The sequence below is a fragment of the Cypionkella sp. PAMC25878 genome (genome assembly GCF_058135695.1).
In genome coordinates, this window is sequence record NZ_CM176871.1 from 2,034,506 (window position 1) to 2,060,220 (window position 25,715).

General features: G+C 62.1%; 25 protein-coding genes. 9 read left to right on the forward strand and 16 right to left on the reverse strand.

Translation table 11 applies throughout. The annotated features are described in order from the left end of the window. Positions 1 to 64 precede the first annotated feature (64 nt). The 8 genes from ACS5RD_RS09810 to ACS5RD_RS09845 all read right to left on the reverse strand — a co-directional run bounded on the left by ACS5RD_RS09810 (position 65) and on the right by ACS5RD_RS09845 (position 9,182). A complete protein-coding gene (locus tag ACS5RD_RS09810) occupies positions 65 to 997 on the reverse strand; it encodes a 2-hydroxyacid dehydrogenase (protein WP_489931032.1) in 933 nt (310 codons plus the stop codon). Between the two features lie 17 nt (positions 998 to 1,014). Next, entirely contained in the window at positions 1,015 to 1,638 is a 624-nt protein-coding gene (locus tag ACS5RD_RS09815) for a DUF1345 domain-containing protein (RefSeq protein ID WP_489931033.1), read from the reverse strand. Between the two features lie 4 nt (positions 1,639 to 1,642). After that, on the reverse strand, positions 1,643 to 2,782 hold the full coding sequence (gene rodA, locus ACS5RD_RS09820) for a rod shape-determining protein RodA (protein ID WP_489931034.1): 1,140 nt from the start codon (positions 2,780 to 2,782) through the stop codon (positions 1,643 to 1,645). Between the two features lie 7 nt (positions 2,783 to 2,789). Further along, positions 2,790 to 4,775, reverse strand: coding sequence for a penicillin-binding protein 2 (gene mrdA, locus ACS5RD_RS09825; RefSeq protein WP_489931035.1), 1,986 nt, complete (start codon positions 4,773 to 4,775; stop codon positions 2,790 to 2,792). Further along, a complete protein-coding gene (locus ACS5RD_RS09830; protein ID WP_054007279.1) occupies positions 4,772 to 5,362 on the reverse strand; it encodes a hypothetical protein in 591 nt (196 codons plus the stop codon). The genes mrdA and ACS5RD_RS09830 overlap by 4 nt, the downstream gene beginning before the upstream one ends. Further along, entirely contained in the window at positions 5,355 to 6,284 is a 930-nt protein-coding gene (mreC, locus tag ACS5RD_RS09835) for a rod shape-determining protein MreC (RefSeq protein WP_054007278.1), read from the reverse strand. The genes ACS5RD_RS09830 and mreC overlap by 8 nt, the downstream gene beginning before the upstream one ends. A gap of 40 nt (positions 6,285 to 6,324) precedes the next feature. Then, complete coding sequence (locus tag ACS5RD_RS09840; RefSeq protein ID WP_054007360.1) at positions 6,325 to 7,362, reverse strand: rod shape-determining protein; 1,038 nt, start codon at positions 7,360 to 7,362, stop codon at positions 6,325 to 6,327. A 185-nt stretch (positions 7,363 to 7,547) separates the two neighbouring features. After that, positions 7,548 to 9,182, reverse strand: coding sequence for a 2-isopropylmalate synthase (locus ACS5RD_RS09845; RefSeq protein WP_489931036.1), 1,635 nt, complete (start codon positions 9,180 to 9,182; stop codon positions 7,548 to 7,550). 670 nt (positions 9,183 to 9,852) lie between these two features. Here ACS5RD_RS09845 and ACS5RD_RS09850 point away from each other — a divergent pair. Further along, positions 9,853 to 10,494 carry an SDR family NAD(P)-dependent oxidoreductase gene (locus ACS5RD_RS09850; RefSeq protein ID WP_489931037.1) on the forward strand — a complete coding sequence of 214 codons (642 nt, stop codon included), beginning with the start codon at positions 9,853 to 9,855 and terminating at the stop codon, positions 10,492 to 10,494. Between the two features lie 28 nt (positions 10,495 to 10,522). On the opposite strand, the gene ACS5RD_RS09855 is transcribed toward ACS5RD_RS09850, so the two are convergent. Continuing rightward, positions 10,523 to 12,055 carry an MORN repeat-containing protein gene (locus ACS5RD_RS09855; protein WP_489931038.1) on the reverse strand — a complete coding sequence of 511 codons (1,533 nt, stop codon included), beginning with the start codon at positions 12,053 to 12,055 and terminating at the stop codon, positions 10,523 to 10,525. A gap of 120 nt (positions 12,056 to 12,175) precedes the next feature. Between ACS5RD_RS09855 and ACS5RD_RS09860 the strand changes: the two genes are divergently transcribed. Further along, positions 12,176 to 13,834 (forward strand): NAD+ synthase, encoded by a 1,659-nt coding sequence (locus ACS5RD_RS09860; RefSeq protein ID WP_489931039.1) that lies wholly within the window; start codon positions 12,176 to 12,178, stop codon positions 13,832 to 13,834. Continuing rightward, positions 13,834 to 14,145, forward strand: coding sequence for a YnfA family protein (locus ACS5RD_RS09865; RefSeq protein WP_054007275.1), 312 nt, complete (start codon positions 13,834 to 13,836; stop codon positions 14,143 to 14,145). Before ACS5RD_RS09860 ends, ACS5RD_RS09865 begins: the two co-directional genes overlap by 1 nt. Here ACS5RD_RS09865 and ACS5RD_RS09870 read toward each other — a convergent pair. The 3 genes from ACS5RD_RS09870 to ACS5RD_RS09880 form a co-directional block, all read right to left on the reverse strand. Further along, on the reverse strand, positions 14,142 to 15,095 hold the full coding sequence (locus ACS5RD_RS09870) for a 1-phosphofructokinase family hexose kinase (RefSeq protein WP_489931040.1): 954 nt from the start codon (positions 15,093 to 15,095) through the stop codon (positions 14,142 to 14,144). The genes ACS5RD_RS09865 and ACS5RD_RS09870 overlap by 4 nt on opposite strands. A 12-nt stretch (positions 15,096 to 15,107) precedes the next feature. Then, entirely contained in the window at positions 15,108 to 15,683 is a 576-nt protein-coding gene (locus ACS5RD_RS09875; RefSeq protein ID WP_489931041.1) for a hypothetical protein, read from the reverse strand. 118 nt (positions 15,684 to 15,801) lie between these two features. Beyond that, on the reverse strand, positions 15,802 to 16,212 hold the full coding sequence (locus tag ACS5RD_RS09880; RefSeq protein ID WP_489931042.1) for a metallopeptidase family protein: 411 nt from the start codon (positions 16,210 to 16,212) through the stop codon (positions 15,802 to 15,804). Positions 16,213 to 16,307: 95 nt separating this feature from the next. Between ACS5RD_RS09880 and gltX the strand changes: the two genes are divergently transcribed. After that, positions 16,308 to 17,642, forward strand: coding sequence for a glutamate--tRNA ligase (gene gltX / locus ACS5RD_RS09885; RefSeq protein WP_489931043.1), 1,335 nt, complete (start codon positions 16,308 to 16,310; stop codon positions 17,640 to 17,642). 71 nt (positions 17,643 to 17,713) lie between these two features. Here gltX and cobS read toward each other — a convergent pair whose 3' ends face one another. The 3 genes from cobS to cobU are packed head-to-tail and all read right to left on the reverse strand — an operon-like array spanning position 17,714 to position 19,988. Beyond that, positions 17,714 to 18,469, reverse strand: coding sequence for an adenosylcobinamide-GDP ribazoletransferase (gene cobS, locus ACS5RD_RS09890; RefSeq protein WP_489931044.1), 756 nt, complete (start codon positions 18,467 to 18,469; stop codon positions 17,714 to 17,716). Next, entirely contained in the window at positions 18,466 to 19,470 is a 1,005-nt protein-coding gene (cobT, locus tag ACS5RD_RS09895; RefSeq protein WP_489931045.1) for a nicotinate-nucleotide--dimethylbenzimidazole phosphoribosyltransferase, read from the reverse strand. The genes cobS and cobT overlap by 4 nt, the downstream gene beginning before the upstream one ends. Beyond that, positions 19,470 to 19,988, reverse strand: a complete 519-nt coding sequence (cobU, locus tag ACS5RD_RS09900) for a bifunctional adenosylcobinamide kinase/adenosylcobinamide-phosphate guanylyltransferase (RefSeq protein ID WP_489931046.1) — start codon at positions 19,986 to 19,988, stop codon at positions 19,470 to 19,472. The genes cobT and cobU overlap by 1 nt, the downstream gene beginning before the upstream one ends. Positions 19,989 to 20,055: 67 nt before the next feature. Here cobU and ACS5RD_RS09905 point away from each other — a divergent pair, with 67 nt between their 5' ends. From ACS5RD_RS09905 to bluB, 5 genes are read left to right on the forward strand one after another with little or no spacing between them, the layout of a single operon-like run. Next, positions 20,056 to 20,670, forward strand: coding sequence for a histidine phosphatase family protein (locus ACS5RD_RS09905; RefSeq protein ID WP_489931047.1), 615 nt, complete (start codon positions 20,056 to 20,058; stop codon positions 20,668 to 20,670). Further along, the gene (locus tag ACS5RD_RS09910) at positions 20,667 to 21,488 is read left to right on the forward strand and encodes a propanediol utilization protein (RefSeq protein ID WP_489931048.1); all 822 of its coding nucleotides are present in this window, start codon (positions 20,667 to 20,669) and stop codon (positions 21,486 to 21,488) included. The genes ACS5RD_RS09905 and ACS5RD_RS09910 overlap by 4 nt, the downstream gene beginning before the upstream one ends. Then, entirely contained in the window at positions 21,485 to 22,426 is a 942-nt protein-coding gene (gene cbiB, locus ACS5RD_RS09915) for an adenosylcobinamide-phosphate synthase CbiB (protein WP_489931049.1), read from the forward strand. Before ACS5RD_RS09910 ends, cbiB begins: the two co-directional genes overlap by 4 nt. Positions 22,427 to 22,434: 8 nt before the next feature. Then, complete coding sequence (gene cobD / locus ACS5RD_RS09920; protein WP_489931050.1) at positions 22,435 to 23,394, forward strand: threonine-phosphate decarboxylase CobD; 960 nt, start codon at positions 22,435 to 22,437, stop codon at positions 23,392 to 23,394. Next, complete coding sequence (gene bluB, locus ACS5RD_RS09925; RefSeq protein WP_489931051.1) at positions 23,394 to 24,017, forward strand: 5,6-dimethylbenzimidazole synthase; 624 nt, start codon at positions 23,394 to 23,396, stop codon at positions 24,015 to 24,017. The genes cobD and bluB overlap by 1 nt, the downstream gene beginning before the upstream one ends. Here bluB and ACS5RD_RS09930 read toward each other — a convergent pair. Beyond that, positions 24,014 to 25,459, reverse strand: coding sequence for a cobyric acid synthase (locus ACS5RD_RS09930; RefSeq protein ID WP_489931052.1), 1,446 nt, complete (start codon positions 25,457 to 25,459; stop codon positions 24,014 to 24,016). The two genes, bluB and ACS5RD_RS09930, sit on opposite strands and share 4 nt — an antisense overlap. Between the last annotated feature and the right edge of the window lie 256 nt (positions 25,460 to 25,715).

Below are 25,715 nucleotides of genomic sequence, written 5' to 3' on the forward strand. Positions count from 1 at the left end.
AACAACAGGCGAAACCGATTTCCGCGCGGAAATCGTGCACGGAATTCGCGCGAATTCCGCTGCCTCAGTAGCCGCGGGTGCGATCCACCAGATGCAACAACGGCGCGCCTGCCTCACCGCGACGGATGTTTTCCACCAGCACTTTCGCCGCTCCGGTGGCGCGGGTGTCGGCGGCGATATGCGGGGTGACGGTGACGCGGGGATGGCTCCAGAACGGATGATCTGCGGGCAAAGGCTCGATGCGAAACACATCCAGCGTGGCATGGCCGATCTGACCCGAGTCCAGTGCCGCCAGTAGGGCTGCATCGTCGATCAGCGGCCCGCGTCCGGGGTTCAGGATAAACGCGCCGGGCTTGAGCCACGACAGGCGTTCCGCGTTCAGGATATTCTCGGTTTCGGGGGTTTTCGGCAGCAATGTGACCACGATATCCGCGCCGCGTAAGGCTGCTTCCAGTCCGGCCTCACCATGAAGGCCCTGAATGCCTGCGGTCACTTTCTCGGTCCGGCTCCAGCCCACCACGTTGAAATTTAACGCCGCCAAAGCCTGCGCGCAGGCGGTGCCGAGCGCGCCCATGCCGAGCATCGCCACCTTCCTCTCGCGTGCCAAGGGTGGGCAGGCCGCGTCCCAGATATGGCCCGGATTGATGATATGGCGGTCCATGCCGAGATGATGGCGCAGCGTGTGACCGACCACCCATTCCACCATGCCCTCGGTCAGCCCGTTATCGACCATCCGGCACAACGGTTGGGTCAGCGTTGTGTTGCCAACGATGCGTTCAACCCCGGCCCAGAGGCTTAGCACCGCCTTGCAGCCGACATAAGGCGTGAAATCCTGCAATGGCGCGGAAGGCGCATAGATGATGTAATCTACTGTGGCAGGGTCAGGGGCTTCGGTCACCACTTGGGCGTCGATCCCGGCAGCCGCCAGCAACTGCGGCAGCAGGTCGCGATATTCCTCCCACACGGCGGGGGCAGAGAAAAACACGGTGAGGCTCATTTCAGGCTCCTGTAACTTCAACCGGCACTGCTCACAGCGGCATTCACCGCGAGCGCCAGAATGATGGTGTTGTAAAAGAACGAGCCGACCGAATGCAGCAGCACGACTTTGCGCATCTGCGCTGAGGAGGTGGTGACATCGCTGACCTGCGCGGTCATGCCGATAACGAAAGAGAAATACAGAAAATCCCAAGGGTCTGGCTTATCGGTGCCGGGAAACTCAAGCCCGGCGGGCGTTTTGGCCTTGCGGGGCTGATAGAACAGATAGGCATAGTGAAACCCCGCCAGCACATGCACGGCAGCCCAGCCCAGCGGGACCGAGCCCAAAGCCATCAGCCGCGCGGGTGTGCTGTCACTCGGCGCGCTGAGCACCAGAATAATTGAGGTGAGACTGATCGCCCCTGCGGCCAGCGCCAACAGCAGGATTGCGACCACGCCGGCATCATTCTGCTCGGCATGGATGCGCAATTCGTCCGAGGATGTGGTGGCCGCGAATTGCAGCATCAGCCCCAGATAGCTGACGAAAAATGCATTGGCCGCCGCCAGCACGCGCAGCTCAAACGGCAGTGGCGTCAGTTGCACCAGCAGGGCAACGACTGCGCCGATCACAAAGGCGAGCACAAAGCGGATGTGACGTTTCATAGGATTACCTCGGTCGATGCACGATGGCACTTTGCACCAGCCCAAAGGCCAGTAAAATCACCAAAGTCGCCGAGCCGCCATACGACAGCAGCGGCAGTGGCACGCCCACCACCGGAGCCATCCCCATCACCATTGCAAGATTGACCGCGAGGTAGAGAAAGAAGTTCATCGCCACGCCGATGATCAACAACTGGCTGAAACGATCCTTGTTCTGGATTGCCGCGATGATGCAAAACACCAAGACCAGCGTGTAGAGCGCCAGCAGAGAAATCGCACCGATGAAGCCGAATTCCTCGCCCAAGGTGGTGAAGATGAAGTCGGTGTGCTTTTCCGGCAGGAAATTCAATCGGCTCTGCGTGCCTTGCATGAATCCTTTGCCCGCCCAACCGCCCGATCCCAAAGCAATCTTGGCTTGGATGATGTTGTAGCCGGTGCCCAAAGGGTCTGCCGAAGGGTCCAGAAACGTATGGATGCGTTTGTATTGGTAATCATGCAGCACCTGCCACGGCGTGCCTTCCGACATGATCACTGCCGCAAGGCCGCCGCCGCCCAAAGCCGCCACCGCGCCGAAATACCACAGCGACACACCTGCCGCGAACATCACCCCGGCCCCGCCCAAGACCAGCATCATCGAGGTGCCAAGGTTGGGTTGCTTCAACACGAAATAGGTTGGCAGCAGAATAAGCGCCACCGGGATCACCACCCACAGCGGGCGCGAGACTTTCTTGTCATCCAGCCAATCGTAATAGGCCGCTAAGATCATCACCAGCGTCACCTTCATCAATTCCGAAGGTTGCAAGCGCATGAAGCCGAGATCAATCCAGCGCTGCGCCCCCATACCAACGGTGCCGAAGAAATGCACAACCAGCAAAAGCAGCATCGCCACAAGGTAAGATACCCCCGACATGCTGCGCCAGAACCAGATCGGGATGAAGGCCACGAAGAACAACAGCCCCAGACCCATGCCAAAACGCTTGATCTGCGGCAAAGCCCAAATGTCCATATCGCCGCCCGCGATAGAATACAGCATCAGCCAGCCGATAGCGGCGATGGCGGTCAACACCAAAATCAGCGCCCAGTTGATGTAGAACACCTTAGAGATGCCACTGGGCGCAAGCTTGAGGCGATATTCCAGAAAACTCATCGCCGTTTCACACCTTTGAGGCTGCGGGCTGGCTGCCATCGGGCAGACGCAACCGCAGCTCTTTCATCCTGGTCTCGATCGTGCCGCGCTGATCGGCGGGATAGGCGGTCAGCGGCGGGATGCCCCCGGTCAGGGCGCGCAACAACGCATCGCGCGCGATCGGCCCGGCCACGGCGGAGCCGCCGCCGCCGTGTTCCACCACCACCGACACCGCATAGCGGGGCGCATTGGCGGGGGCAAAGCCGACAAATAGCGCATGGTCGCGCAAGCGCCACGGCAAGGCTTCGTTCTTCGTAGCCCCGCTGCGCTTTTCGGCATCGGAAAAGTTACGCACCTGTGCTGTGCCAGATTTGCCGCACATCTGCATGGTGTCATCGGCAATCCGCGAGCCACGCCCGGTGCCATGCGGACCGTTCACCACCTCATACATCCCCATCTGCACCGCGCGCAGTTTCGAGCCATCGACACCCAGCCCCTCGCCCTCGGCAATCGGCACCTCAATGTCGTTCACCGAATGGATGATGCGGGGGGCTACTTGTTTGCCGCTAGCGATCCGCGACGCCATCACCGCCAATTGGAGTGGCGTGGCCAGCACATAGCCCTGACCGATCGAGGCGTTGATGGTGTCGCCGATCACCCAAGCCTGACCGTAGCGTTCCTGCTTCCACGCCTTGTTCGGCATCTTGCCTTCCGAGATTGCCGACATTGGCAGGTCGTGGCGGATACCAAGCCCGAGACTGCGCCCGGTTTCGGCCATCTTGTCGATGCCAACTCTTTGACCAACATCATAAAAAAACACATCGCAGCTTTCTGACAAGCCGCGTTTCAGATTGACCGAGCCATGCCCGCCGCGCTTCCAGCAGTTGAATCGGATGCCGCCCATTTCGATATAGCCGGGGCAATGGACTGCGGTATTTTCATCAATCACGCCCGCTTCCAGAGCGGACAGTGCCGTCACCATCTTGAAGGTTGATCCCGGCGGATAGGCCCCCTGCACCACCTTATTCGCCAGCGGGCGGTGGTCATGCTCGGTCAAAGCGGCGTAATCGGCGCTGGAAATCCCGCGCACGAACAGGTTCGGATCAAACGAGGGTGAGGATACCGCCGCGATGATGTCGCCATTGTTGACATCCATCACCACGCAGGCGGCACTTTCCTCGCCTAAGCGGGCTTGGACGAAATTCTGCACATCGGCGTCAATCGTCAGCCGCAGGTCTTTGCCTTTCAGACCTTCGGCGCGGTCCAATTCGCGCATCACCCTGCCAACATGGTTGACCTCAATGCGCTTGGTGCCTGCCGTCCCGCGCAGCGTGTCTTCCATCCATTTCTCGACCCCGATCTTGCCGATCTGAAACTTTGGGATCATCAGCAGTGGGTCGATGGACTCGCCGGTTTCTTGCTGCTTTGTGCGCAGTTCTTCCAAGTCTTTTTCCGAAACGGGGCCGACATACCCCACGATATGCGCGAAATCAAAATCGCGTGGATAAAGTCGGCTCAGTCCAGATTCGGGTGTCACGCCGGGCAGGGCGGGGGCGTTGATGGCGACTTTGCTGAAATCGTCCCAGTCCAAACGCTCGGCCACGGTGATCGGCACGAAGGCAGAGTTCACCCTTGGGTTCAGCTCTTTCATCGCGTCGGCAAGATCCGCGGCGGTCATCGGGATAATGTGGCTGAGGCGGTTGAGCACCTCTTCCACTTCGGCATCGGTTTTGCCGGCGTTTTCGCGGGTGATCACCACGCGGTAATTCTGCTCATTCCCAGCGATCAGCTTGCCGTTTCGGTCTTGAATCAAGCCTCGCGCCGGGGGGATCAGCCGGATGCTGACACGGTTTTCTTCGGCCAGCAGGCGAAACTCATCGGCCTGCTCGACCCCGATAAACCGCATCCGCGCGCCCAATGCCGCGACCATCGCCGCCATGCAACCGCCCATGAACAACGCCCGCCGCGTCACCGAGCGTGAGGTGGCTTCAGTATCGCGCGGCGCCCGTCTCACATCCGTCTCCCATAAGCATCAATTTCGCCCATCGCAGGCTTGTGCAGGTCCAGCACATAGCGCGACAAGAACACCACGACTGGATAACACAGAACCGACCAAACCACCTGGATCATTGCAAATCCAAAGCCGGTTTGCGGCACCAGCACCATCGCGAAGAACGTCCGATATACCAGCAGCATTGCCACCATCAGACCCGAGACCAATAGCCATTCAACCCCAAAGTTCAATTCACGAGTCAGTGCAACGCGACCCCGCACGAACTCTGAAGCCAAAAGCACCAGTGCTGTCCAGAGGCCGGGGGGTCGATCCAGCAGCATATCCTCCAACAGCACCACGGCGGCGATCAGCAGGGCAGGCAGGTAATCCGGGCGGCGCATCGTCCAGGCAAAGATGATGCAGAGCAGCAAATCTGGGCCCGGCGTGCGGTTCAGCCAGACGGTGAAACGGCACCACCCGGCAGTCTCGGCGCAATCTGACATCATCGCCATCGGCAAAGGCAGCAGCCGCCAGAACAGCAGCAGCAGGGCGATGGCCACGAACAAAGCGCGGTGCAGCCAAACCTCACGCGCGGCGGGGTCAACCATTGCTGGCTCCCGTCTCGGAGGCGGGCTCTGGCGTGGTTGGCGGCTTTGGCGGCCCCTGCACCGGGGGGGATGTCACCAAAGCACCCGGATCGGTGATCGGCGTCAACTCATGGCTGCGCAGCACGCGCAGGAATTCGAGGCGCTGGTAGTCCGCCGACAAAGCCACCCGCAGCCGCTTGTCGGTGCCCAGCACGACCGAGCCCACCAGCAACCCCGCCGGAAACATCCCGCCATCGCCCGAGGTCACCACCCTGTCGCCGGGCCGCACCTCATCGGGGTCTTCCAGAAAATCCAATGGCGGCAGGTCTGAGTTGTCGCCCGACAGCAGCGCCTTCTGCCCGGAGGGCTGCACCGTCACCGGCACCCGGCTGTTGCTGTCGGTCAGCAAGATCACCCGGCTGATCTGCTGACCCACCCCGGAAATCCGGCCCACCAGCCCGATACCATCCATCGTCGCCCAGCCGTCCTTAATGCCATCGCGCGCGCCGACATTCAGCAACACCGACTGGCGGAAGGGTGATCCGCTATCGGCCAAAACCACCCCCGTCACATGGGTCAGCATCGGATCCAGCCGGACATGGTTCAGATCGAGCAGCCGGGCATTCTTCTGCTCCAGCTGCAACGCCGCCTCTTTCCACGCCTTCATCTGGCGCAATTCCTCGCGCAACTGCTGGTTCTGCTCATAAAGCCGCGCGTAAGATTGGTAATTGTCCAACACCCCCGCCGTCCATGTGACCGGCGCCGCCGCCCATTGAAAGCTGGGCACGAAGCGGTCGACCAAAGCCGCGCGGAAGCGTTCCACCCTTGGGCTGTCGATGCGCCACAAAAAGAACAGCCCCAGCATCAACAGAATCAGCAATCCCACCAGAACCCGGCGCAGCGGGCGGTGGAACTCTTCTGGATCAATGCGGTTTCTTGCCATGACTGGCCCGTTTCACTTGAAAGACCGGAGGACCACCGGTTTAGCTATCGTAGTCGATAACGTGGCGCAGTTGCTTCTCATATTCCAGCGCTTTGCCGGTGCCCAAAGCCACGCAGTTCAGCGGCTCATTGGCGACCGAGATCGAAAGCCCGGTTTGTTCACGCAAGCTTAGGTCCAGATCACCCAACAGCGCACCGCCGCCCGTCAGCATGACGCCACGGTCGACGATGTCAGCTGCCAAATCCGGTGGAGTTGTCTCCAAAGCTTGCATCACCGCATCGCAAATCTGCTGCACGGGTTCCGACAGAGCCTCGGCCACTTGCGCCTGATTGATCTCGGTTTCCTTCGGCACACCGTTCAACAGGTCGCGCCCGCGAATGGTCATGCTGGCCCCACGCCCATCATCCGGCATCCGAGCGGTGCCGATGCTGGTCTTGATACGCTCAGCGGTGGATTCACCGATCAGAAGGTTCTGATGACGGCGCAGATAGCTGATAATCGCCTCATCCATCCGGTCACCACCGACGCGCACCGAGCGCGCATAAACGATATCGCCCAACGACAACACCGCGACTTCCGTGGTGCCGCCGCCGATATCCACCACCATATTGCCAGTCGGATCGGTGATCGGCATCCCCGCCCCAATCGCTGCCGCAATCGGCTCTGCAATCAACCCGGCGCGACGCGCACCTGCCGACAAAACCGACTGCCGGATCGCGCGTTTTTCCACCGGGGTGGCACCATGCGGCACGCAGACGATGATTTTCGGTTTCGAGAAGGTCGTGCGCTTATGCACCTTGCGGATGAAATGCTTGATCATCTCCTCCGCCGCTTCAAAGTCAGCAATCACCCCATCGCGCATCGGGCGGATCGCTTCAATCGACCCCGGCGTGCGGCCCAGCATCAGCTTGGCATCCTCGCCCACCGCCAGCACCTGCTTTTTGCCGTCCTTGGTGTGGTAGGCGACCACCGAAGGCTCGTTCAGCACGATGCCCTTGCCGCGGATATAAACCAGCGTATTGGCGGTGCCGAGGTCGATCGCCATGTCAGACGAGAAAATGCTGGAGAGGATAGACATGCTGAGGTGATCCTTGAGGCCCGCGAAAAACAAACGCCCGCGACTCAGCTTGTGACCGAGGCGGGCGCTTTCATATAAGACCATGCCAGAGGTAGGGAAAGGCCCGAGCTTTTTTAGTCGCGCCTTTCCGCCTTGGACAGCAAGCTTGCAGTTTTCCCACTTTAGGGCCGCAAGACTGGGCTGCTCTAGCCCTGATCTTTGTAGTTTACCGACTTTTTGTCACTATCGGGGGCCGATTTCTGCCGTCGTACCACCAGTTTATTCAGCGCGTTCACATAAGCTTTAACAGATGCGACCACCGTATCGGTGTCCGCCGAGGCTCCGGTGACGATGCGACCGTCTTCTTCCATCCGCACTGAAACCGTGGCTTGCGCGTCGGTGCCTTCGGTCACGGCCTGCACTTGATAGAGCTGCAAACGCGCCGAATGTGGGAACAGCATTTTCACCGCATTGAACGCCGCATCGACCGGACCGTCACCTGTGGCATCAATCGAATGATCCACCCCGTCGATGGTCAGCGTCAATTCCGCCTCACGCGGGCCTTCGGTGCCGCAGACCACGCGCAGGCGTTTGACTTGAATGGAATCGTGCGCGTCATTGGTGGCTTCATCGGCAACCAAGGCGAGCAGGTCTTCGTCATAGACCTCCTTTTTGCTGTCGGCCAAAGCCTTGAAGCGCACGAACACGTCGTTCAGCTGGTTGTCGGCCAACTCGTAGCCGAGTTCCTTCAGTTTCGAGCGCAACGCCGCGCGGCCCGAGTGTTTGCCCATCGAGATGTTGTTCGCGGTCAGGCCAATATCCGCCGGGCGCATGATCTCAAAGGTTTCAATGTTCTTCAGCACACCATCTTGGTGGATGCCGGACTCATGCAGGAAGGCGTTCTTGCCGACGATGGCCTTGTTGAACTGCACCGCAAAGCCCGAGACGCTGGAGACTCGGCGCGACAGGTTCATGATCTTGGTGGTATCGATGCCGGTGCGGTACGGCATGATATCGTTGCGCACTTTCATCGCCATCACGACTTCTTCCAGGGCCGTGTTCCCCGCGCGTTCGCCCAAACCGTTGATCGTGCATTCGATCTGGCGCGCACCCGCCTCAACCGCAGCCAGAGAGTTCGCCGTCGCCATGCCCAGATCATTGTGGCAATGAGTGGCGAAAATTACGCTGTCCGCCCCCGGCACCCGCTCCAGCAACATGCGGATCAAGTCAGCGGATTCGCGCGGGGCGGTGTAGCCGACGGTATCGGGAATGTTGATCGTGCTGGCCCCGGCTTTGATGGCGATTTCGACCACTCGGCACAGATAATCATGCTCGGTCCGGGTCGCATCCATTGCCGACCATTGCACGTTGTCGCACAGGTTGCGGGCATGGGTGACGGTGTCGTGGATGCGGGTCGCCATCTCATCCATCGTCAGGTTCGGGATGGCGCGGTGCAGGGGGGAGGTGCCGATGAAGGTGTGGATGCGCGGCGAGGGCGCGTGTTTCACCGCCTCCCAGCAGCGGTCAATGTCTTTGTAATTGGCCCGCGCGAGGCCACAGATGGTGGAGTTTTTCGAGCGTTTGGAGATTTCGGTGACGGCGGCAAAATCACCTTCGGAGGCGATGGGAAAGCCAGCCTCGATCACATCGACGCCCATTTCATCCAAGAGGCTGGCGATCTCCAGCTTTTCATCATGGGTCATGGTGGCGCCGGGGGATTGCTCGCCGTCGCGCAGGGTGGTGTCGAAGATGATCACTTTGGGCTGAGATTGCGCCTGCTCGGCGCGGGAGGGTTGCGATTTAGCGGCTTCGGCGCGGGATTGCGCGGCGGTGTCGGTCATGGGTTTATTCCTTGAAGAGTGTTGCTGCTTTCCGGGCGCTGATCACTTCCGAGCGGTCGCACCCAAGGGCACGCTCAGAAGCGGGTAAGAAGCAGCAGCCCACGGGAAAGCGGCGCGCTGGGCGCGGCGCAGGTCGAGGTGATGATAGTTTCCCGTGCCATGTTGGCGACTATACGGCGGATTTGTTGGAAGGGAAGGGGGGTATGGTGAAAAAGTGGTGCCGCTTCGGGGGGCATCGACCCCCCGCTCGGCGGCGCTGCCGGGGGATGAGTTTGCGGGCGGTGCGCGGGTGAGAGGGGGAGCCTCCGGCGGGAGTATTTGGGAAAGAGCAATTCTGCGAGAGGGGATTGGGGGGGGCGGAGGTGTAGGGGTTTGTCCGCGCGTGGGCAGGGTTGTAGATGTAATAATTACAATGGGTTAACCGGGGTAAGTTCATAGAATCTTAACCTTTGCGCTCGGGTGGGCTTGGCGGCAAAGGTGGCTGAGTGGTTTTGTCGGCGGCGGCGGGCTGGGGCAGCCAAAGGCGTGTCGTTGCGCTCGGTTCTGCGGCATCTGCCATCGTGTGGATCAAGATAATATTCGATGCGCAATGGCGAAGTGGCCGCCACGGGCTATCTTTGCGCCGTTGGTGCGCAGCAGAGATAGTGCAGCACAGGGTTGGAGGATCGCGATGCGGGCATTGGTGATTGGGGCGTCGGGCGGGATCGGGGCGGCTTTGGCGGGGGCTTTGGCTGCGCAGGGCGAGGTGGTGGCTTTGTCACGCTCTGCCGATGGGTTGGAGGTAACGGATGAAGCCTCGGTTGCGCGGGTGTTGGGTGGGGTGTTGGGGAGGTTTGACTGGGTGTTCATCGCCTCGGGGGCTTTGGGGGTGCCGGAGAAATCGCTGAAAGCTGTGTCGGCGGAGGCGATGCTGGAGCAGCTCGCGGTGAATGCGGTGGGGCCAGCGCTGCTGATCAAGCATGTGCTTCGGCTGTTACAGAAGGACCGGGTGGCGCGGGTGGGGGTGTTGTCGGCCCGCGTGGGGTCGATTGGCGACAATGCTTTGGGCGGCTGGTATTCTTACCGGGCGGCGAAGGCGGCGCTGAATCAGATCGTGCATACGGCGGCGATTGAGCTGGCGCGCAGTCATCCGTTGGCGGTGCTGGCGTGTTTGCATCCGGGTACTGTGGCCACATCGTTTACGGCGGGGTATCCGGGGCAGAAGGACGCCGCTGATCTATCCGCCGCGCGGTTGATTGCGGTGCTGGGTGGGCTGACCCCGGCCCAGTCGGGTGGGTTTTATGATTATGCGGGCAAGGCAGTGCCGTGGTGACGGCGGGCGCTGGCCCGATGCCTGCCGCTTAGGGATTGGCCGGGGCGGCCGTTTCGCCTGCGGGCGGGGACGCGTCTGCAGGGGCGGTGGGTGGTTCGGGAGCCGCTGGGGCCGCAGGCGTTGCAGGGGCTTCGGGTGGCTGTGGCTGCGCCGGGGCATTGGGGAGTGGGCCGACTAGCACACCAGCTTTCCAGATACCTTCCGAGATTTCACCGCCCTTATAGGTCAGTTTGCCCGCGCCCTCGCGCTTGCCTGCGACGAAACCGCCCTCGTAGCGATCTCCCGTTGGATAAATCGCGATGCCATTGCCCTGCATTGCGCCTGCCAGCCAATCGCCGCTGTAGCTGAAGCCGTCGGGTTGCGTCAAAGCGCCCTTGCCATCGCGCAGGCCCACTTTGAAATTGCCCTTGTAGACCGTGCCATCCGCCCAAGTCGCGGTGCCGACGCCTTCACGCACGCCAGCTTTCCACGCGCCTTCATAGCGGAAGCCATCGGGGTAGCTCATGCTGCCGATGCCTTCAGGCTTTTCGCCGACCAAAGCCCCGGTGTAGGTCGCGCCATTGGCATAGACCGCCGTGCCTTGCCCGGTGATAGCACCTTTCAGCCATTGGCCCGCGTAGCTGGAGCCATCGGCATAGCTGATCTTGCCCGCGCCCTCTGGCTGATCGGCTTTGAAGCCGCCCTCATAGGTGGAACGGTCGGCATAGATCATGCGGCCTTGACCCTGCATCTGGCCCGCCACCCAATCGCCCTGATAGCTGCTGCCATCCTTGGCGGTGAATGTGCCCTTGCCGTCGCGCTTGTCAGCCTTGAAGCTGCCCTTGTAGATATCGCCATTGGCATAGGTCTCAGTCCCCTTGCCGACCCGCAGGCCCTCGACGAAATCGCCCTCGTAGACATCGCCATTCGGTTGGATCAGCTTGCCCAGACCGTTGATCTGACCGTCTTTCCACGCACCGACATAGGTTAATTTGTTCGGCATGGTCAGCGTGCCGGTGCCTTCGCGCGCGCCTTTGACCAAGGTGCCTGTGTAGGTGGTGCCATCAGGATAGCGGATCACGCCCTCGCCCTGCTTTTCGCCCATCTGCCAGTTGCCCGCATAGCTGTAGCCATTGGCATCGGTCAGCTTGCCTTGACCGTCATGTTTGCCCTCGGTGAGCGCGCCGACATAGACCGAGCCATTGGCATAAGATGCGCGGCCTTGCCCGGTCATTTTGCCACCGCGCCAGTCGCCGTCATAGGTGCCGCCATCGGCGAAGGTGATCTTGCCTTTGCCCTCGGGCTTGCCGGCAGCGAAGTGACCCTCGTAGACTGAGCCGTTTGGGTAATGCGCCACGCCCATGCCGCGGATTTCGCCACCGACCCATTCGCCCGCGTATTCATAGCCGTTCGGCAAGCGGTAGGTGCCGGTGCCATCTTGCAACCCATTGACGAAGGTGCCCTCGTAGACCGAGCCATCGTCATATTGCTTGCTGATGATCTCGCCTGCGTCCTGTGCCAGTGCCACCCCAGCCAGAGCCACCACCATCGCCGCCGCCAAGCCTGTGTTGCGCATCACCATTATCCCTGTTGTCGCGGCGCACCCTAGCCGAGCCCGCGCCCTGCTGACAAGTCGCCCGCTTGGCCTTCCCCTCGGCTCTGAACCTGCTAGAACCGGGAAAACCCTAGCCCGGAGCATAACATGGCCGCGACGTTCCGCCTGACCCTCGCCCAGTTGAACCCCAGTTTGGGCGCGATCGAGGCCAATGCGGCACTAGCCTATGAGGTCTGGTTGCAGGGACGCGCGGCGGGGGCGCAGATGGTGGCGCTGACCGAGATGTTCATCACCGGGTATCAGACACAAGATCTGGTGATGAAACCGGCGTTTCATTTGGCTGCGATACAAGCGGTGGAGGCTTTGGCCGAGCGGATTGTCGATGGCCCGGCGCTGGGGATTGGCGGGCCATGCGTGAAGGATGGTCTACTTTACAACGCCTATTACGTCCTTGAGGGCGGCAAGATTGCGGCCACGGTGTTGAAGCATGAACTGCCCAACAGCGATGTGTTTGATGAAAAGCGGGTGTTCGCCTCGGCGCCGCCGCAGGGGCCGTATCGGGTGGGGCCGCTGCGGATTGGCTCGCCAATTTGTGAAGACGCCTGGCATGCGGACGTGTGTGAGACCTTGGCCGAGACCGGGGCGCAGATCCTGCTGGTGCCGAATGGGTCGCCCTATCATCGCGGTAAACCCTCGGTGCGGACCAATCTGATGGTGGCGCGAGTGATCGAGACCGGGTTACCGCTGGTCTATCTGAACATGATCGGCGGGCAGGATGATCAGGTGTTTGACGGGGCCTCGTTTGTGCTGAACCCCGGCGGGGCATTGGTGGCGCAACTGCCGCAGTTCGATGCTTGCGTGACGCATGTGGATTTTGTCGAAACCGATGATGGCTGGCGGGCTTTGCCGGGGATCATGGAGAAGATGCCGATCTCCTACGAGGCTGACTACCGGGCCATGGTGATGTCTTTGAAGGATTATCTTGGCAAGACCGGGTTTAAGAAGGTTTTGTTGGGGCTGTCGGGCGGGATTGATAGCGCCATTGTGGCAGCCGTTGCCGCCGATGCGATTGGGCCGGAAAACGTGCGCTGTGTGATGCTGCCGTCGCGCTATACCTCGGCGCATTCGCTGGACGACGCGGCGCAGGTTGCGCGGGCTTTGGGCTGTCAGTTGGACACGGTGTCGATCTCGGGCGCGCAGGAGTCTGTTTCGCGCGCGCTGGAACATCTGTTCGAGGGCACCGCTGAAGACGTGACCGAAGAAAACGTGCAGTCCCGCCTGCGCGGGTTGTTGCTGATGGCGATGTCGAACAAGTTTGGTGAGATGCTGCTGACCACGGGCAATAAATCCGAGATGGCGGTGGGCTATTGCACGATTTATGGCGATATGAACGGTGGCTATAACCCGCTGAAAGACCTGTATAAAACTCGGGTTTTTGACACCTGCCGCTGGCGCAATGACAACCATCGTCCTTGGATGCTGGCCCCCGCAGGCGTGGTGATCCCGCCGCGCGTCATTGATAAGCCGCCGAGTGCCGAGTTGCGCCCCGATCAGAAGGATGAGGACAGCCTGCCGCCCTATCCGGTGCTGGATGCGATTTTGGATGGGCTGGTGGAGCAAGAGCTTTCGGTCGCTGATCTGGTTGCCAAGGGGTTTGATCGCGCCACGGTGAAGAAGGTCGAACATTTGCTGTATATCAGCGAATACAAACGCTACCAATCCGCCCCCGGCACAAGGCTGACCCGCCGCGCCTTTGCAGGCGACCGCCGCTATCCGATTGCGAACCGCTGGCGCGACAACGCCTGATGCCGCTCTATATCCTCGCTGCCTTCCTCGAAATCGCGGGCTGCTTTGCGGTCTGGAGCTGGTGGCGGGGGGCATCGGTATTGTGGCTGGTTCCCGGTGCTATTGCTTTGGCGGGCTTTGCATATGTGCTGGCTTTGACGCCGCCGAGCCACGCGGGGCGCAGTTATGCGGCCTATGGCGGGGTTTATATCGCGGCGTCGCTTTTGTGGCTTTGGTTGGTTGAGGGCAGCAAGCCCGACTGGGCCGATTTTGGCGGTGCGGCCTTGGCTTTGGCCGGAGCGGCGCTGATTTTATGGGCCCCGCGGGGCTAAACCGCGCTGATTTCACACTGCGGCAACAGGCGTTCGACATCGGGCAAGTGGCAGAGCTGCGTGGCATCCGTCGTCACCGCCGCACTGGCTGCGGCCGCGCCATAGGCCAATGCCTGAGCTGAATCCATCCCTCGCGCAAGGCTGAGCACGAAGCCCGCCACAAAGCTGTCGCCCGCGCCGACCGTGCTAACCACCTGCACTTTCGCGGCTTTCGCAAACACGCGCCGCCCGGCTTCGGCCATCACCGAGCCATCCGCGCCGCGTGCCACGATCACCCGCTGTGCGACGCCGCGCTTGACCAGATCAGAGGCAAAATCAGCACTTTGCACGCGCGTTTCCAGCGTGTGCCCCGCGATGCTTTCGGCTTCCTCGCCATCCATCCGCAGCACAAATAATCCGGGGATCGGATGGCTGACCGCTTGGCGCAGCGGCGCGCCCGAGGTATCCAGCACCACGTTCAAACCGGGCATCGAGCTGGCCAATCGTTCAGGAAAATCCACTGGAACCCCCGGCGGCTGGCTGCCCGAAATCACCCCAATCGCACCGGGTCGGGCCGAGGCCCGCAACAGCATGAACACGCGGTCCTGATCGATCTCTGACCAGATCGGCCCCGGCAGCATGAAGCGGTACTGCCGCCCGGTCTTGGCTTCGGTGACGGTCAGGCTTTGCCGGGTTTCGCCGGGGGCGGTCAGGGCCAGAAAAGGCACGGATTCTTGCCGGATCAGCCCGGCCAGACGATCGCCGGTCAACCCGCCCAACGCCACCAGTGCCAGGCTTTCGCCGCCCAAAGCCGCAATCGCGCGGCTGACGTTCAAGCCACCGCCACCGGGATCGAGCAGCGGTTCCGAGCAGCGCAACTTCTGATCCGGCACCAATTCCGCCACTCCCGTCGCCATATCCAGCGCGGGGTTCAGGGTGAGGGTCAGGATAGGCGTTTGCTGGGAGACCATGGGACCGTGGCCTTATTCGACGATCTCAATGGTATTCTGAAAAGTGCCTACCTTTTCAGAATTCTTATCGCGCAAGGTGGTTTCCAGCACATAGCGACCGGGGGCGATACCCGACAATGTATAGGTCAGATTGGCCTGAAACTCACGGTTCTGGTAGCGCGAGGTCAGATCGAGATTAGCGACCGACGGCAGTTCCCCCAGCACTTCGCCCGCCTCGGTCATCACCTTCAAGTCGACAATAAAACCAATGGTGTAAAGCCCATCACCGCCCGAGCCATAGCCAAAACCAAACGGCTCGGCATAGATCAGAATCGGCTCGCCGCCTTTGAACTTTTCATCCGGGCGCGGATTGTAGATGCCATATCCCGCAGCGGGTTGCGTCACCAGAACGGTCTGATGAATGCCGATGTCCTTGCTGCTGTCCCAGACCGTCGCGAGCAGGGCGTTCGCTGCATCTATAGCCCCACTGGCATTATCGGCGGCCATCAAAGCCTCAATTTCAGCGGCTTTATCAAGCACCGGCCCGGCACCGGCAGGCATTGCAAGCGCTGTGCCGAGAACAACGGCGGCGACGGTTTTGGCAAACATGGATCAACTCCCCAATTTCAGATTAAAATCATCACACTGCACGGGCAGGATAGAACTGACATGATAGAAAGATTTTCGCGCGCTGTCCAAGCGGCAAGCGTGCTGGGGCGTGGATTGTTTACTCCCACCACGGATCAATCGCGCCGATTTCTTCGTCGCTCCAGCCGAAGTGATGCGCGAGTTCATGCACCAAGACATGGGCGACCAGTTCTTGCAGGGTGACATTGCCGCGTTCGACCCATTCATCCAAGATCGGGCGGCGGAACAGCCAGATCATATCGGGCTGAAGCGGTTGATCGGACACGGATTTCTCGGTCAGCGGGGTGCCATCGTACAGGCCCGTCAACTCGAACGGGCTTTCGCAGCCGAGTTCGGCGAGCATCTCATCGCTGGCAAAATCCTCGATCCGCAGCGCGACTTGCTGGGCAGCCTCGCGATAGGGCAGCGGCAATTCGGCGATGGCCGCGCGGGCGAGGGCCTCGATTTGATCGGCGTCTGGGGCGGTCAGGCTGGCATGGGGCGTGGTCATGGCCGCAGCCTAGCCGCCGCGCGGAAAGCTGCAAGGCGATAACTGGACAAACGGCGGGTCATATGACAGGGAAGGGCGGTTGCAGGAGAGCCGACATGACCGATCGTCCCACGATTACCCGCTTTGCCCCATCGCCCACCGGCTATATCCATGTCGGCAATTTGCGCACGGCGCTGATGAACTATCTGATCACCCGCAAGGCTGGCGGCACGTTCATTCTGCGGTTGGATGACACCGATCAGGAACGCTCGAAACAAGAATACATTGACGGGCTGCTGTTCGATCTGGAATGGCTGGGTCTGCATTGGGATCGGGTGGAACAGCAATCTCTGCGGTTTGATCGCTACCGCGAGGCGGCGGACCAGTTGCGCGCGGCGGATCGGTTCTATGAGTGTTTTGAGTCTCCGGTGGAGTTGGATCTGAAGCGCAAGAAGCAACTGAACATGCACAAGCCGCCGGTCTATGACCGCGCGTCGCTGCGGATGACGGAAGATGAGAAGGCCAAAGCGCGCGATGAAGGCCGCGCGGGCTATTGGCGTTTCCTGCTGGATCAACAGCGGATTGAGTGGAATGACGGCATCCTCGGGCCGATCTCGATTGATGCGGCCTCGGTGTCTGACCCGGTGCTGATCCGGGCGGATGGGCAGATTTTGTATACCTTTGCCTCGTCGGTCGATGACATTGATATGGGCGTGACCTCGATCGTGCGCGGGGCGGATCATGTCACCAACACCGCGACGCAGATCCAGATCATGCAGGCGATGGGCGGCACGCCGCCGAATTTCTCGCACCACTCGCTGCTGACCGGGCCGAAGGGGGAGGAATTGTCCAAGCGTCTGGGCACGTTGAGCCTGCGCGACCTGCGGGCGCGGGGGGTGGAGCCGATGGCACTGCTGTCGCTGATGGCGCGACTGGGGTCATCGAAGCCGGTGGAATTGGCGTCCTCGATGCAAGACCTGATCGACGGCTTTGATATCGGCAGTTTTGGTGCTGCCCCGACGAAGTTTGACGCCGAAGACCTGTTCCCGCTGACCCGCGCGCATGTGCAATCGCTGCCGTTGGCAAATGTGTCTGAGAAGATCGCGGCACTGGGCGTGCCCGCCGACAAGGCCGAGTTGTTCTGGAACGTCGCCAAGGCCAACATCACCGTGCTGGCTGATCTAGAGGGCTGGTGGGTGCTGTTCCGCGATGGAGCAACTCCACTCGTCGATGACGAAGACCGCGAATTCGTGGCGCAAGCCTTTGATATGCTGCCCGAAGGGCCGTGGACTACCGCAACTTGGGGCGAGTGGACCAATGCGGTGAAAGAGGCGACGGGGCGCAAGGGCAAAACCCTGTTCCGCCCGCTGCGCCGGGCTGTCACGGGCTTGGATGCAGGTCCAGAGATGGCTGACGTGATGCCCTTGCTGCAAAAGCGACCAAAACTTTAATAAAATTTGGTCATCCTCTGCGTGAAAATATCCTGGGGATCCGGGGGCTAGCCCCCGGTCACTCCGCCAAATCAGCGCGCCAGAACCAACCAGCCTGCGATCTCGGCCAACTGCTGCATCGCCCCCAAAACATCCCCGCTTTGCCCGCCGATCTGGCGCAGGGCGATACGGGCGAAGATCAGTTGCGCTGCGGCCATTGCGGCCAAGACACAGAGCGCAGAGGGCCATGGCAGCAAAACCGCCAAGCCAAGGCCTGCCAGCGCCAGCCCGACCATCGCACGCGCAAAGCTGGTGGCAGCCGCTGATTTCCCCATGCCATCGCTGCGCGCGGCGGGCAGCCACAGCAGGGTAAACCCCAACCCGGCACGGCTGGATATCGCAAGCGCGATCACAGCGAAGGGCGCGAACGCAGGCTGATGCGCGGCCAAAATCGCCAAAGCCTGCCAGCGCAGGCCCAGTGACAGGATCAACGCCAGACCGCCATAGCTGCCGATGCGGCTGTCGCGCATGATTTCCAGCTTGCGGTCGCGGTCGCGGCCGCCGCCAAAGCCGTCGGCGCAGTCGGCAAGGCCGTCTTCATGCAACCCGCCCGTCGCGATCACACTTGCGGCCAAAGCCAGCCCCGCCGCCAAGGCGGACGCTATGCCAAGCGCCAAAGCCCCGGCCAGAACCGCCGCTGCGATGCCGCCCACCAGCGCCCCCGCAAGCGGAAACGCCCAGACCGCAGCGCCAATGGCGGGGGCTTCGGCCATCTGCCCCGCAGGCAGGCGGGTCAGCAGCATTACCGCCAACTGAACCTCTGCCGCGCGGGCGCGCAGCGGTGTCATGCCTCGGAAACTCCGGCCTCGCCGAAGGTGGCCATGCCGTTATGACAAGCAAGCGCGCTGCGCAGGATGCCCAAAGCCAAAGCCGCGCCCGAGCCTTCGCCCAAGCGCATGTCAAACTCCAGAACCGCGCGTTTGTTAAGTGCGGCCAGCAGCTTGCGATGCCCCGGCTCGGCGCTTTGGTGGCCGACAAGGCAGTGATCCAGCAGGGCCGGGTTCGCCGCATAAAGCGCCGAGGCCGCAGCGGTGCAGATAAAGCCATCTAGAATGACCGGGATGCGCGCGGCGCGTGCGGCCAGAACTGCGCCACAAATCGCCGCCTGCTCGCGCCCGCCCAAGGCCGCCAGAACGCCCATCGCGGACAGGCCTTTGTGGCGCGCAAGCCCGGTTTCAATCGCGGCGATCTTGCGCTTGATGCCGTCGCTGTCTGATCCGGTGCCAGTCCCGACCCATCCGGCGACCTCACCGCCAAACAGCGCTGAGGCCATGGCGGCGGCAACGGTTGAATTGCCGATGCCCATTTCGCCCAGGATCAGCACATCCGCCGTCACATCCACCGCATCCGCCCCGGCCTGCATCGCGGTCAAAGTCTCGGCCTCGGTCATCGCGGGGCCTTGGGTGAAATCGGCGGTGGGGCGGTCAAGTTCAAGTGCGATTACCGACAGCTCCGCCCCATTGGCGCGGCAGAGTTGGTTGATCGCGGCACCGCCTGCCTGAAAGTTGCCGACCATCTGTGCGGTCACCGCCTGCGGATAGGGGTTGACGCCTTGGGCGCAGATGCCGTGGTTTCCGGCGAAAACTAGGGCTTGGGCGCCGGCGATCTGCGGACGGGCCGTGCCACGCCAGCCCGCCATAAACACGGCCAATTCCTCCAATCGCCCCAAAGATCCCGGCGGTTTGGTCAGGCAGTTTTGCCGCGCAAGCGCGGCGTCGGCGGCTTTTGTATCGGCTTGCGGCAGGGTTGCGGCCAGATCGGCGACGGCGGCGAGCGTGGTCAGTTTCATCATTTCACCTTCATTGGCAGGCCCGCGACGGCGAGGATCACCTCATCCGCCTCGGCTGCGATCCATTGGTTCAGGGTGCCTGCTGCATCGCGGAACGCGCGGGCAAGGGCGTTTTCGGGCACGATGCCCATGCCGACTTCATTGGTGACAAACACCACCGGGCTGGACTGGGCGGGCAGGGCGGCCAGCAAAGCCTGACCCGCCGCGCGCCAATCGTGGTTGCCCAGCATTAGGTTGGTCAGCCAGAGCGTCAGACAATCGACCAAGCGCGGGCCTTTGCCATTGGTCGCGGTGAGGGCTGCGAGCAAATCCAAAGGTTCGGCATGGGTGATCCACTCGGGTCCGCGCCGTGCCTGATGTTCGGCGATACGGGCGCGCATCTCCTCATCCCAAGCCTGCGCAGTGGCGATGTAATGCGCGGGGCGACGTTCGGCTTGGGCCATCTGCAAAACGCGAATCTCCGCGATCCGGCTTTTGCCAGAGCGCGCGCCGCCGGTGATCAGGATGGTTTTGTGCATATCGGCCCTTGCCCCTTGGCTGATGTCAAAGCAGAAACGGGGCCAGCGCGAAAGGAGAAATGCGACCGTGCCTGCTGATGCCCCGACAGATGCCCCGACACAGACCGCGACAGATTGCCAGACCGAGATCATGCTGATCCGCCACGCACCCGCGCTGACCGAAGGGCGGATGGCTGGGCGGCGTGATGTGGCGGCCGATTGCAGCGATGCCTTGGCCTTTGCGGCTTTGCGCGGCGCGGTGGGGGCGGTGGATCATTGGCGGATCAGTCCGGCCTTGCGCTGTGCGCAGACAGCGGCGGCGCTATGGCCTGACCTTGCGCCGGAACAGGACGCGCGGTTGTGGGAGCAGGATTTTGGCGCTTGGGAAGGGGTTCCTTTTACCGATTTGCCGGATTTGGGGGTGCTGTCGGGGGCGGTACTGGCTGCGCATCGCCCACCTCAGGGCGAGAGTTTTCTGGATCTCTATGAGCGGGTGACGCCTGCCTTGCTTGAGGTCGGGTCGCTGGGCGGTCGCGTGGTGATCGTCGCCCATGCCGGAGTGATCCGCGCGGCTTTGGGGCTGGCTTTAGGAGTGCCTGAATTAGGGTTGGCGTTTCAAATCGCGCCACTGTCGCTGACCACGCTTGTGGCGCTTCCGGGCGGGGTGTTTTCGGTGGCGGGCGTCAATCGGATGCGGCGATGAGGCAGGATACCCTCCGCGTCGCGGGGCATTTTGGCGAGTTGTTGCAAGGGCGGATCGGGCGCGATGGCCCGGTGGCGCTGGTGACCTTGCCGTGCCCGGTGCTGGGGGTGACGGCAAGCCTTGCAGCTGGGCAGGGGTTTGCGATCACCGAGGCCAGCGCTGCGATCATCCCCGAAGAACGGGCTGTCAAACTGCTGTGTTTGTTAGGTCTTTCAATCTCTGGCAGGCTCGGTTTCGCGGCGGAGATGCCCCCCGGCGGTGGCGCAGGTGTCTCGACGGCTGCCTTGGTGGCACTTGCGGGTTTGGCGGGTTGGCAGGGAGAGCCGATGGCTCTGGCGCGGGCCTGTATTGCGGTGGAAGGGGCGTCGGACCCATTGATGCTGCCGCTGCCGTCGCAGACACTTTGGGCATCACGTCATGGGGAAATTCTTGCCACGCTGCCGCTGCCGCCCGAAATGGAGGTCATCGGCGGATTTTTCGGCCCGCCGCGCCGCACCGATCCCCGGGACATGGATTTTCCCGATATTGCGGATCTGATCCCGCAATGGCAGGACGGCTGCGCTGCCCGCGATCTACCACGCATCGCAGCTCTGGCCAGCCTGTCGGCAAGCCGCACCTTGGCACATCGCGGGGCGCAAAGTGATCCTATCGCGTCGCTTGCAGTAGACCTTGGGGCCTTGGGCTATGTCATCGCTCATACTGGGGCGGCGCGGGGGCTGATCTTCGCGCCCGGTGAGGTTCCGCAGCACGCCAGCGTCGCTTTGCAGGCTGCGGGCTTGCGCGGTATCCTCCAGTTTCGAGCCGGAGGGGGCAGATGAGTTTTGCCGCGATGATGCTTGTGGCGATGGTGTTGGACAGCGCAATCGGCTGGCCTGCACGGCTTTACGCGGTGATCGGCCATCCGGTGACGTGGATCGGCGCGTTGATCCGCTGGCTGGACCTTGCGCTGAACCACGATGCTGCCCCTGATCTATCGCGTCGGATAGCTGGGGTCGCGACGGCGCTGGTGGTGATTGGCGGCACAGGCGGGCTGGCGTGGGCATTGCAATCTGCATTGCCTGTGGGCTGGCTGGGCATCCTGATCGGCGGCGTTTTGGCTTGGCCACTGCTGGCGCTGCGCGCGATGTACGCCCATGTTGCGGCGGTGGTTTCGCCGTTGCAAAACAACGATCTGGTGCAGGCGCGCGTTGCGGTGTCGATGATCGTCGGGCGCAACGCTGCGGTGCTGGACGAGGCGGGCGTGGCGCGGGCGGCGATGGAAAGTCTGGCCGAAAACACCTCGGACGGCATCGTTGCGCCGCTGTTTTGGGGAGCCATATTCGGTTTGCCGGGGATTGCTGCCTATAAGGCGATCAATACGCTCGATTCGATGATCGGCCACCGCACGCCCCGGTTTGAGGCGTTTGGTTGGGCCTCGGCGCGGATCGACGATCTGGTCAATCTGATCCCAGCGCGGCTGACGGGGGCGGTATTTGCGTTGGTCTCCACCGCCCCGCGCCAAGCCGCGAAAGTGATGTGGCGTGATGCTGGCCTGCACCGCTCGCCCAACGCGGGCTGGCCTGAAGCCGCGATGGCTGCAGGTCTTGCTGTGCGGCTGTCGGGGCCGCGGGTTTATGCCGATCGTATCGCTGACGAGCCTTGGGTCAATGCGGGTGCCGCCGACCCAACCCCTGCCGATCTGCAACGAGGCCTTGCGCTTTATGTCCGGGCGATGTTTGTGCTGGGCGCAGCGCTGCTCGGTTTAGCGCTGGTCTGAGGGGGCAGATGCGCGATCACGGGGGAAATATTGACGGGGCCATCGCCTGCTTTGGCGGCACCGATTGGATTGATCTGTCCACCGGCATCAACCGCGTGGCCTATCCGATCCCGGTTTTGCAGCCTGAGGATTGGACGATGCTGCCCACGCAAACCGCCAAGCAAGCCCTGCTGAACGTGGCCGCCAAAACCTACCGCTGCACCGCCCCGATGCTGGCGGTGGCAGGCGCGCAAGCCGCGATTCAGATGATCCCGCGGCTTGCGAAGCCGGGAAAGGCCCGCGTGCTGGGGCCGACCTATAACGAACATGCCGCCGCTTTGCGCGCCGCTGGCTGGAGGGTTGAACAGGTCAGTCAGTTCGGCCAGTTGGCGGGGGCTGACCTCGCGGTGGTGGTGAACCCCAACAACCCCGATGGCCGTTCCTACCCGCCCGCCGACCTGCTGGCTTTGGCGGGGCAGGTCGGGCGGTTGGTGGTGGATGAAAGCTTCGCCGATGCGCAACCGGAGGTGTCTTTGCTGCCGCAAGCCGGGCAGTCGGGTCTGCTGGTGCTGCGCTCTTTCGGCAAGTTCTACGGGCTCGCTGGGGTGCGGTTGGGCTTCGTGATTGGCTGCGCTGAGGATATTGCGGCGCTGCATGAAATGTGCGGGCCGTGGCCTGTGAACGGTGCGGCGCTGCGGATCGGGGCTGCGGCCTTGGCAGACAAGGCTTGGGCCGAGGCGACGGTGCAGCGCTTGCGGTCTGAAGTTGTACAGGCCGATGCTTTGGCATTGGCGGCAGGCTGGCAACTGATCGGCGGTTGCGAATTGTTCCGTAGCTATGAGACACCGGATGCAGAAACCGCACAAATCCGGCTGGCAAAACAGCAAATTTGGAGCCGTATCTTTCCCTATTCGAACCGATGGCTGCGGATCGGCCTTCCTGGCTCATCCGCCGAATGGGCGCGGCTGACTCGCGCGTTGGAGGCCTGATGCAGTTCACCGCAGACGAATCCGCCACCCTGTTGCGCATCCTGCAATGGCGTCGTGACGTGCGGCATTTCCGCCCCGATCCGGTGGATGAGGCGGTGCTGGAGCGGCTGCGCGCTACGATGGATTGTGCGCCCTCGGTCGGCAACGCGCGGCCGTGGCGGGTGATCCGCGTCGATGATCTCGCCCTGCGCGCTGCCGTGCGCGCCAATTTCAGCCGCTGCAACGCCGAGGCCGCCAAGCTTTACACTGGCGAAAAGCATGCGGAATATCTGGCGCTAAAGCTGGCGGGGCTCGAGATGGCCCCGGTGCAACTGGCGGTGTTCAATGTGATGCACCCCGAGGCCGGGCATGGTCTTGGCCGCCAAACCCTGCCCGAAACCCTGCGCCAATCGACGGCGATGGCGATCCATACGTTGTGGCTTGCGGCGCGGGCCGAGAATTTGGGCCTCGGCATGGTCTCAATTTTGGAACCGCATGACATCGAGGCGTTGCTGGGCGTGCCTGAGGATTGGGAATTTGCCGCCTATCTTTGCCTCGGCCATCCCGAATTTATGGACGATACCCCGCTGCTGCACCGCACGGGCTGGCAAGAAAACACCCAGACCGAATGGCCGCGCCGCTAGCGCGCCAAGGCCAGCAAGGCATTGACATCGACATGGGTTTCTAGATGCGCAGCCAGCGCGTCCAGCACCGCATCCACCCCCGCCGCGTAGGTTAACCTTGAGGCCTGCGCACCGATCTGGCGGAGGAATCCTGCGCGAAACGCATCATTGGCGAACATGCCATGCAGATAACTGCCCATCACGCAGCCATCCGCTGAAACTGCCCCCTCGGGCTGTCCATCCACATAGGCGAACGGGCGGGCGCGATCCGGGCCTTCTGTGCGACCAATGTGAATCTCATAGCCCTGCATCGGTAGTCCTGTGGCTGCGTGAACGGCCTCGGTCCGCGTCAGCCGCTTGTCCGGCGTCATCACGGTTTCCACCGCCAAAGCTGCAAGCCCCAGCGTCTCACCCGCCAACCCTTCAATGCCCTCAGGATCGCGCACGATCTGGCCCAGCATCTGATAGCCGCCACAAATCCCCAAGACGCGACCGCCCCGCCGCAGATGCGCAGCCAAATCCACATCCCAACCCTGCGCACGCAGATAGGCCAGATCGCCCCGCGTCGACTTGGAGCCCGGAATGATCACCAGATCGGTATCGCCCGCAATCACCTCGCCCGCCCGCACCATCTGCAAGCTGACGCCGGGTTCCTGCGCCAGTGGGTCGAGATCATCGAAATTGGCAATCCGCGAAAGTGTCAGCGCCGCGATGTTATAGCCGCCCGCCCCGCCGCCTTTTGGCAGGTCTAAAGCATCCTCGGCAGGTAGTTTCGCCGCATCCGTGAAGAACGGCACCACGCCAAAGCCGCGCCAGCCGGTGCGGCTTTCGATCAGGTTGTAGCCGTCGTCAAACAACCGTGGATCGCCGCGAAACTTGTTGATCAGGAAGCCTGCGATCATCGCATTGTCCGCAGGGTCCAGCACCGCCTGCGTGCCGATAATCTGCGCGATCACCCCGCCGCGATCTATATCTCCGGTCAGGATTACTGGGCAATCCGCCGCCCGCGCAAAGCCCATATTGGCGATATCGCCGTGGCGCAGATTAACCTCCGCCGGGCTGCCCGCACCTTCCACGATCACCAGATCATATTGCGCCTTCAACCGGTTGAAGCTGTCCAACACCGGCATCATCAACGAAGGCTTCAGCGCCGCATAGTCCCGCGCTTTCACTGTTGCGATGCGCTTGCCCTGCACCACAACTTGGCTTCCCGTCTCGGACTCGGGCTTCAGCAACACCGGGTTCATGTCGGTGTGCGGCTCCAGCCCGCAAGCCAGAGCCTGCAAGGCTTGTGCGCGGCCAATCTCACCGCCGTCCGCCGTCACTGCCGCGTTGTTCGACATATTCTGCGGCTTGAAGGGTGCGACCGAAAGCCCGCGCAACTTTGCTGCACGGCACAGGCCTGCGACCAGCAGCGACTTGCCGACGTTCGAACCCGCGCCTTGGATCATGAGGGCGGTCATTTTGGGACGTCCAGCCGCGCTTTTGCACAACCTACGGAAGCCTCCGGCGGGGATATTTTTGCCAAGATGAAAGCCAAAGGCGGGCGCAACACCTCGGGCCGATAGATCGGGGGAGGTGTTGCGCTTTCACCTTGGGCGACCATCGGGGTCCCCCCCTGTGCCGCATGACCTGTCTGACACACGATAGTTAACACTTCGTTGCTTTCATCTTGGCTCAAATATCCCGGGGGTTTGGGGGCTGACCCCCAATCTGTCA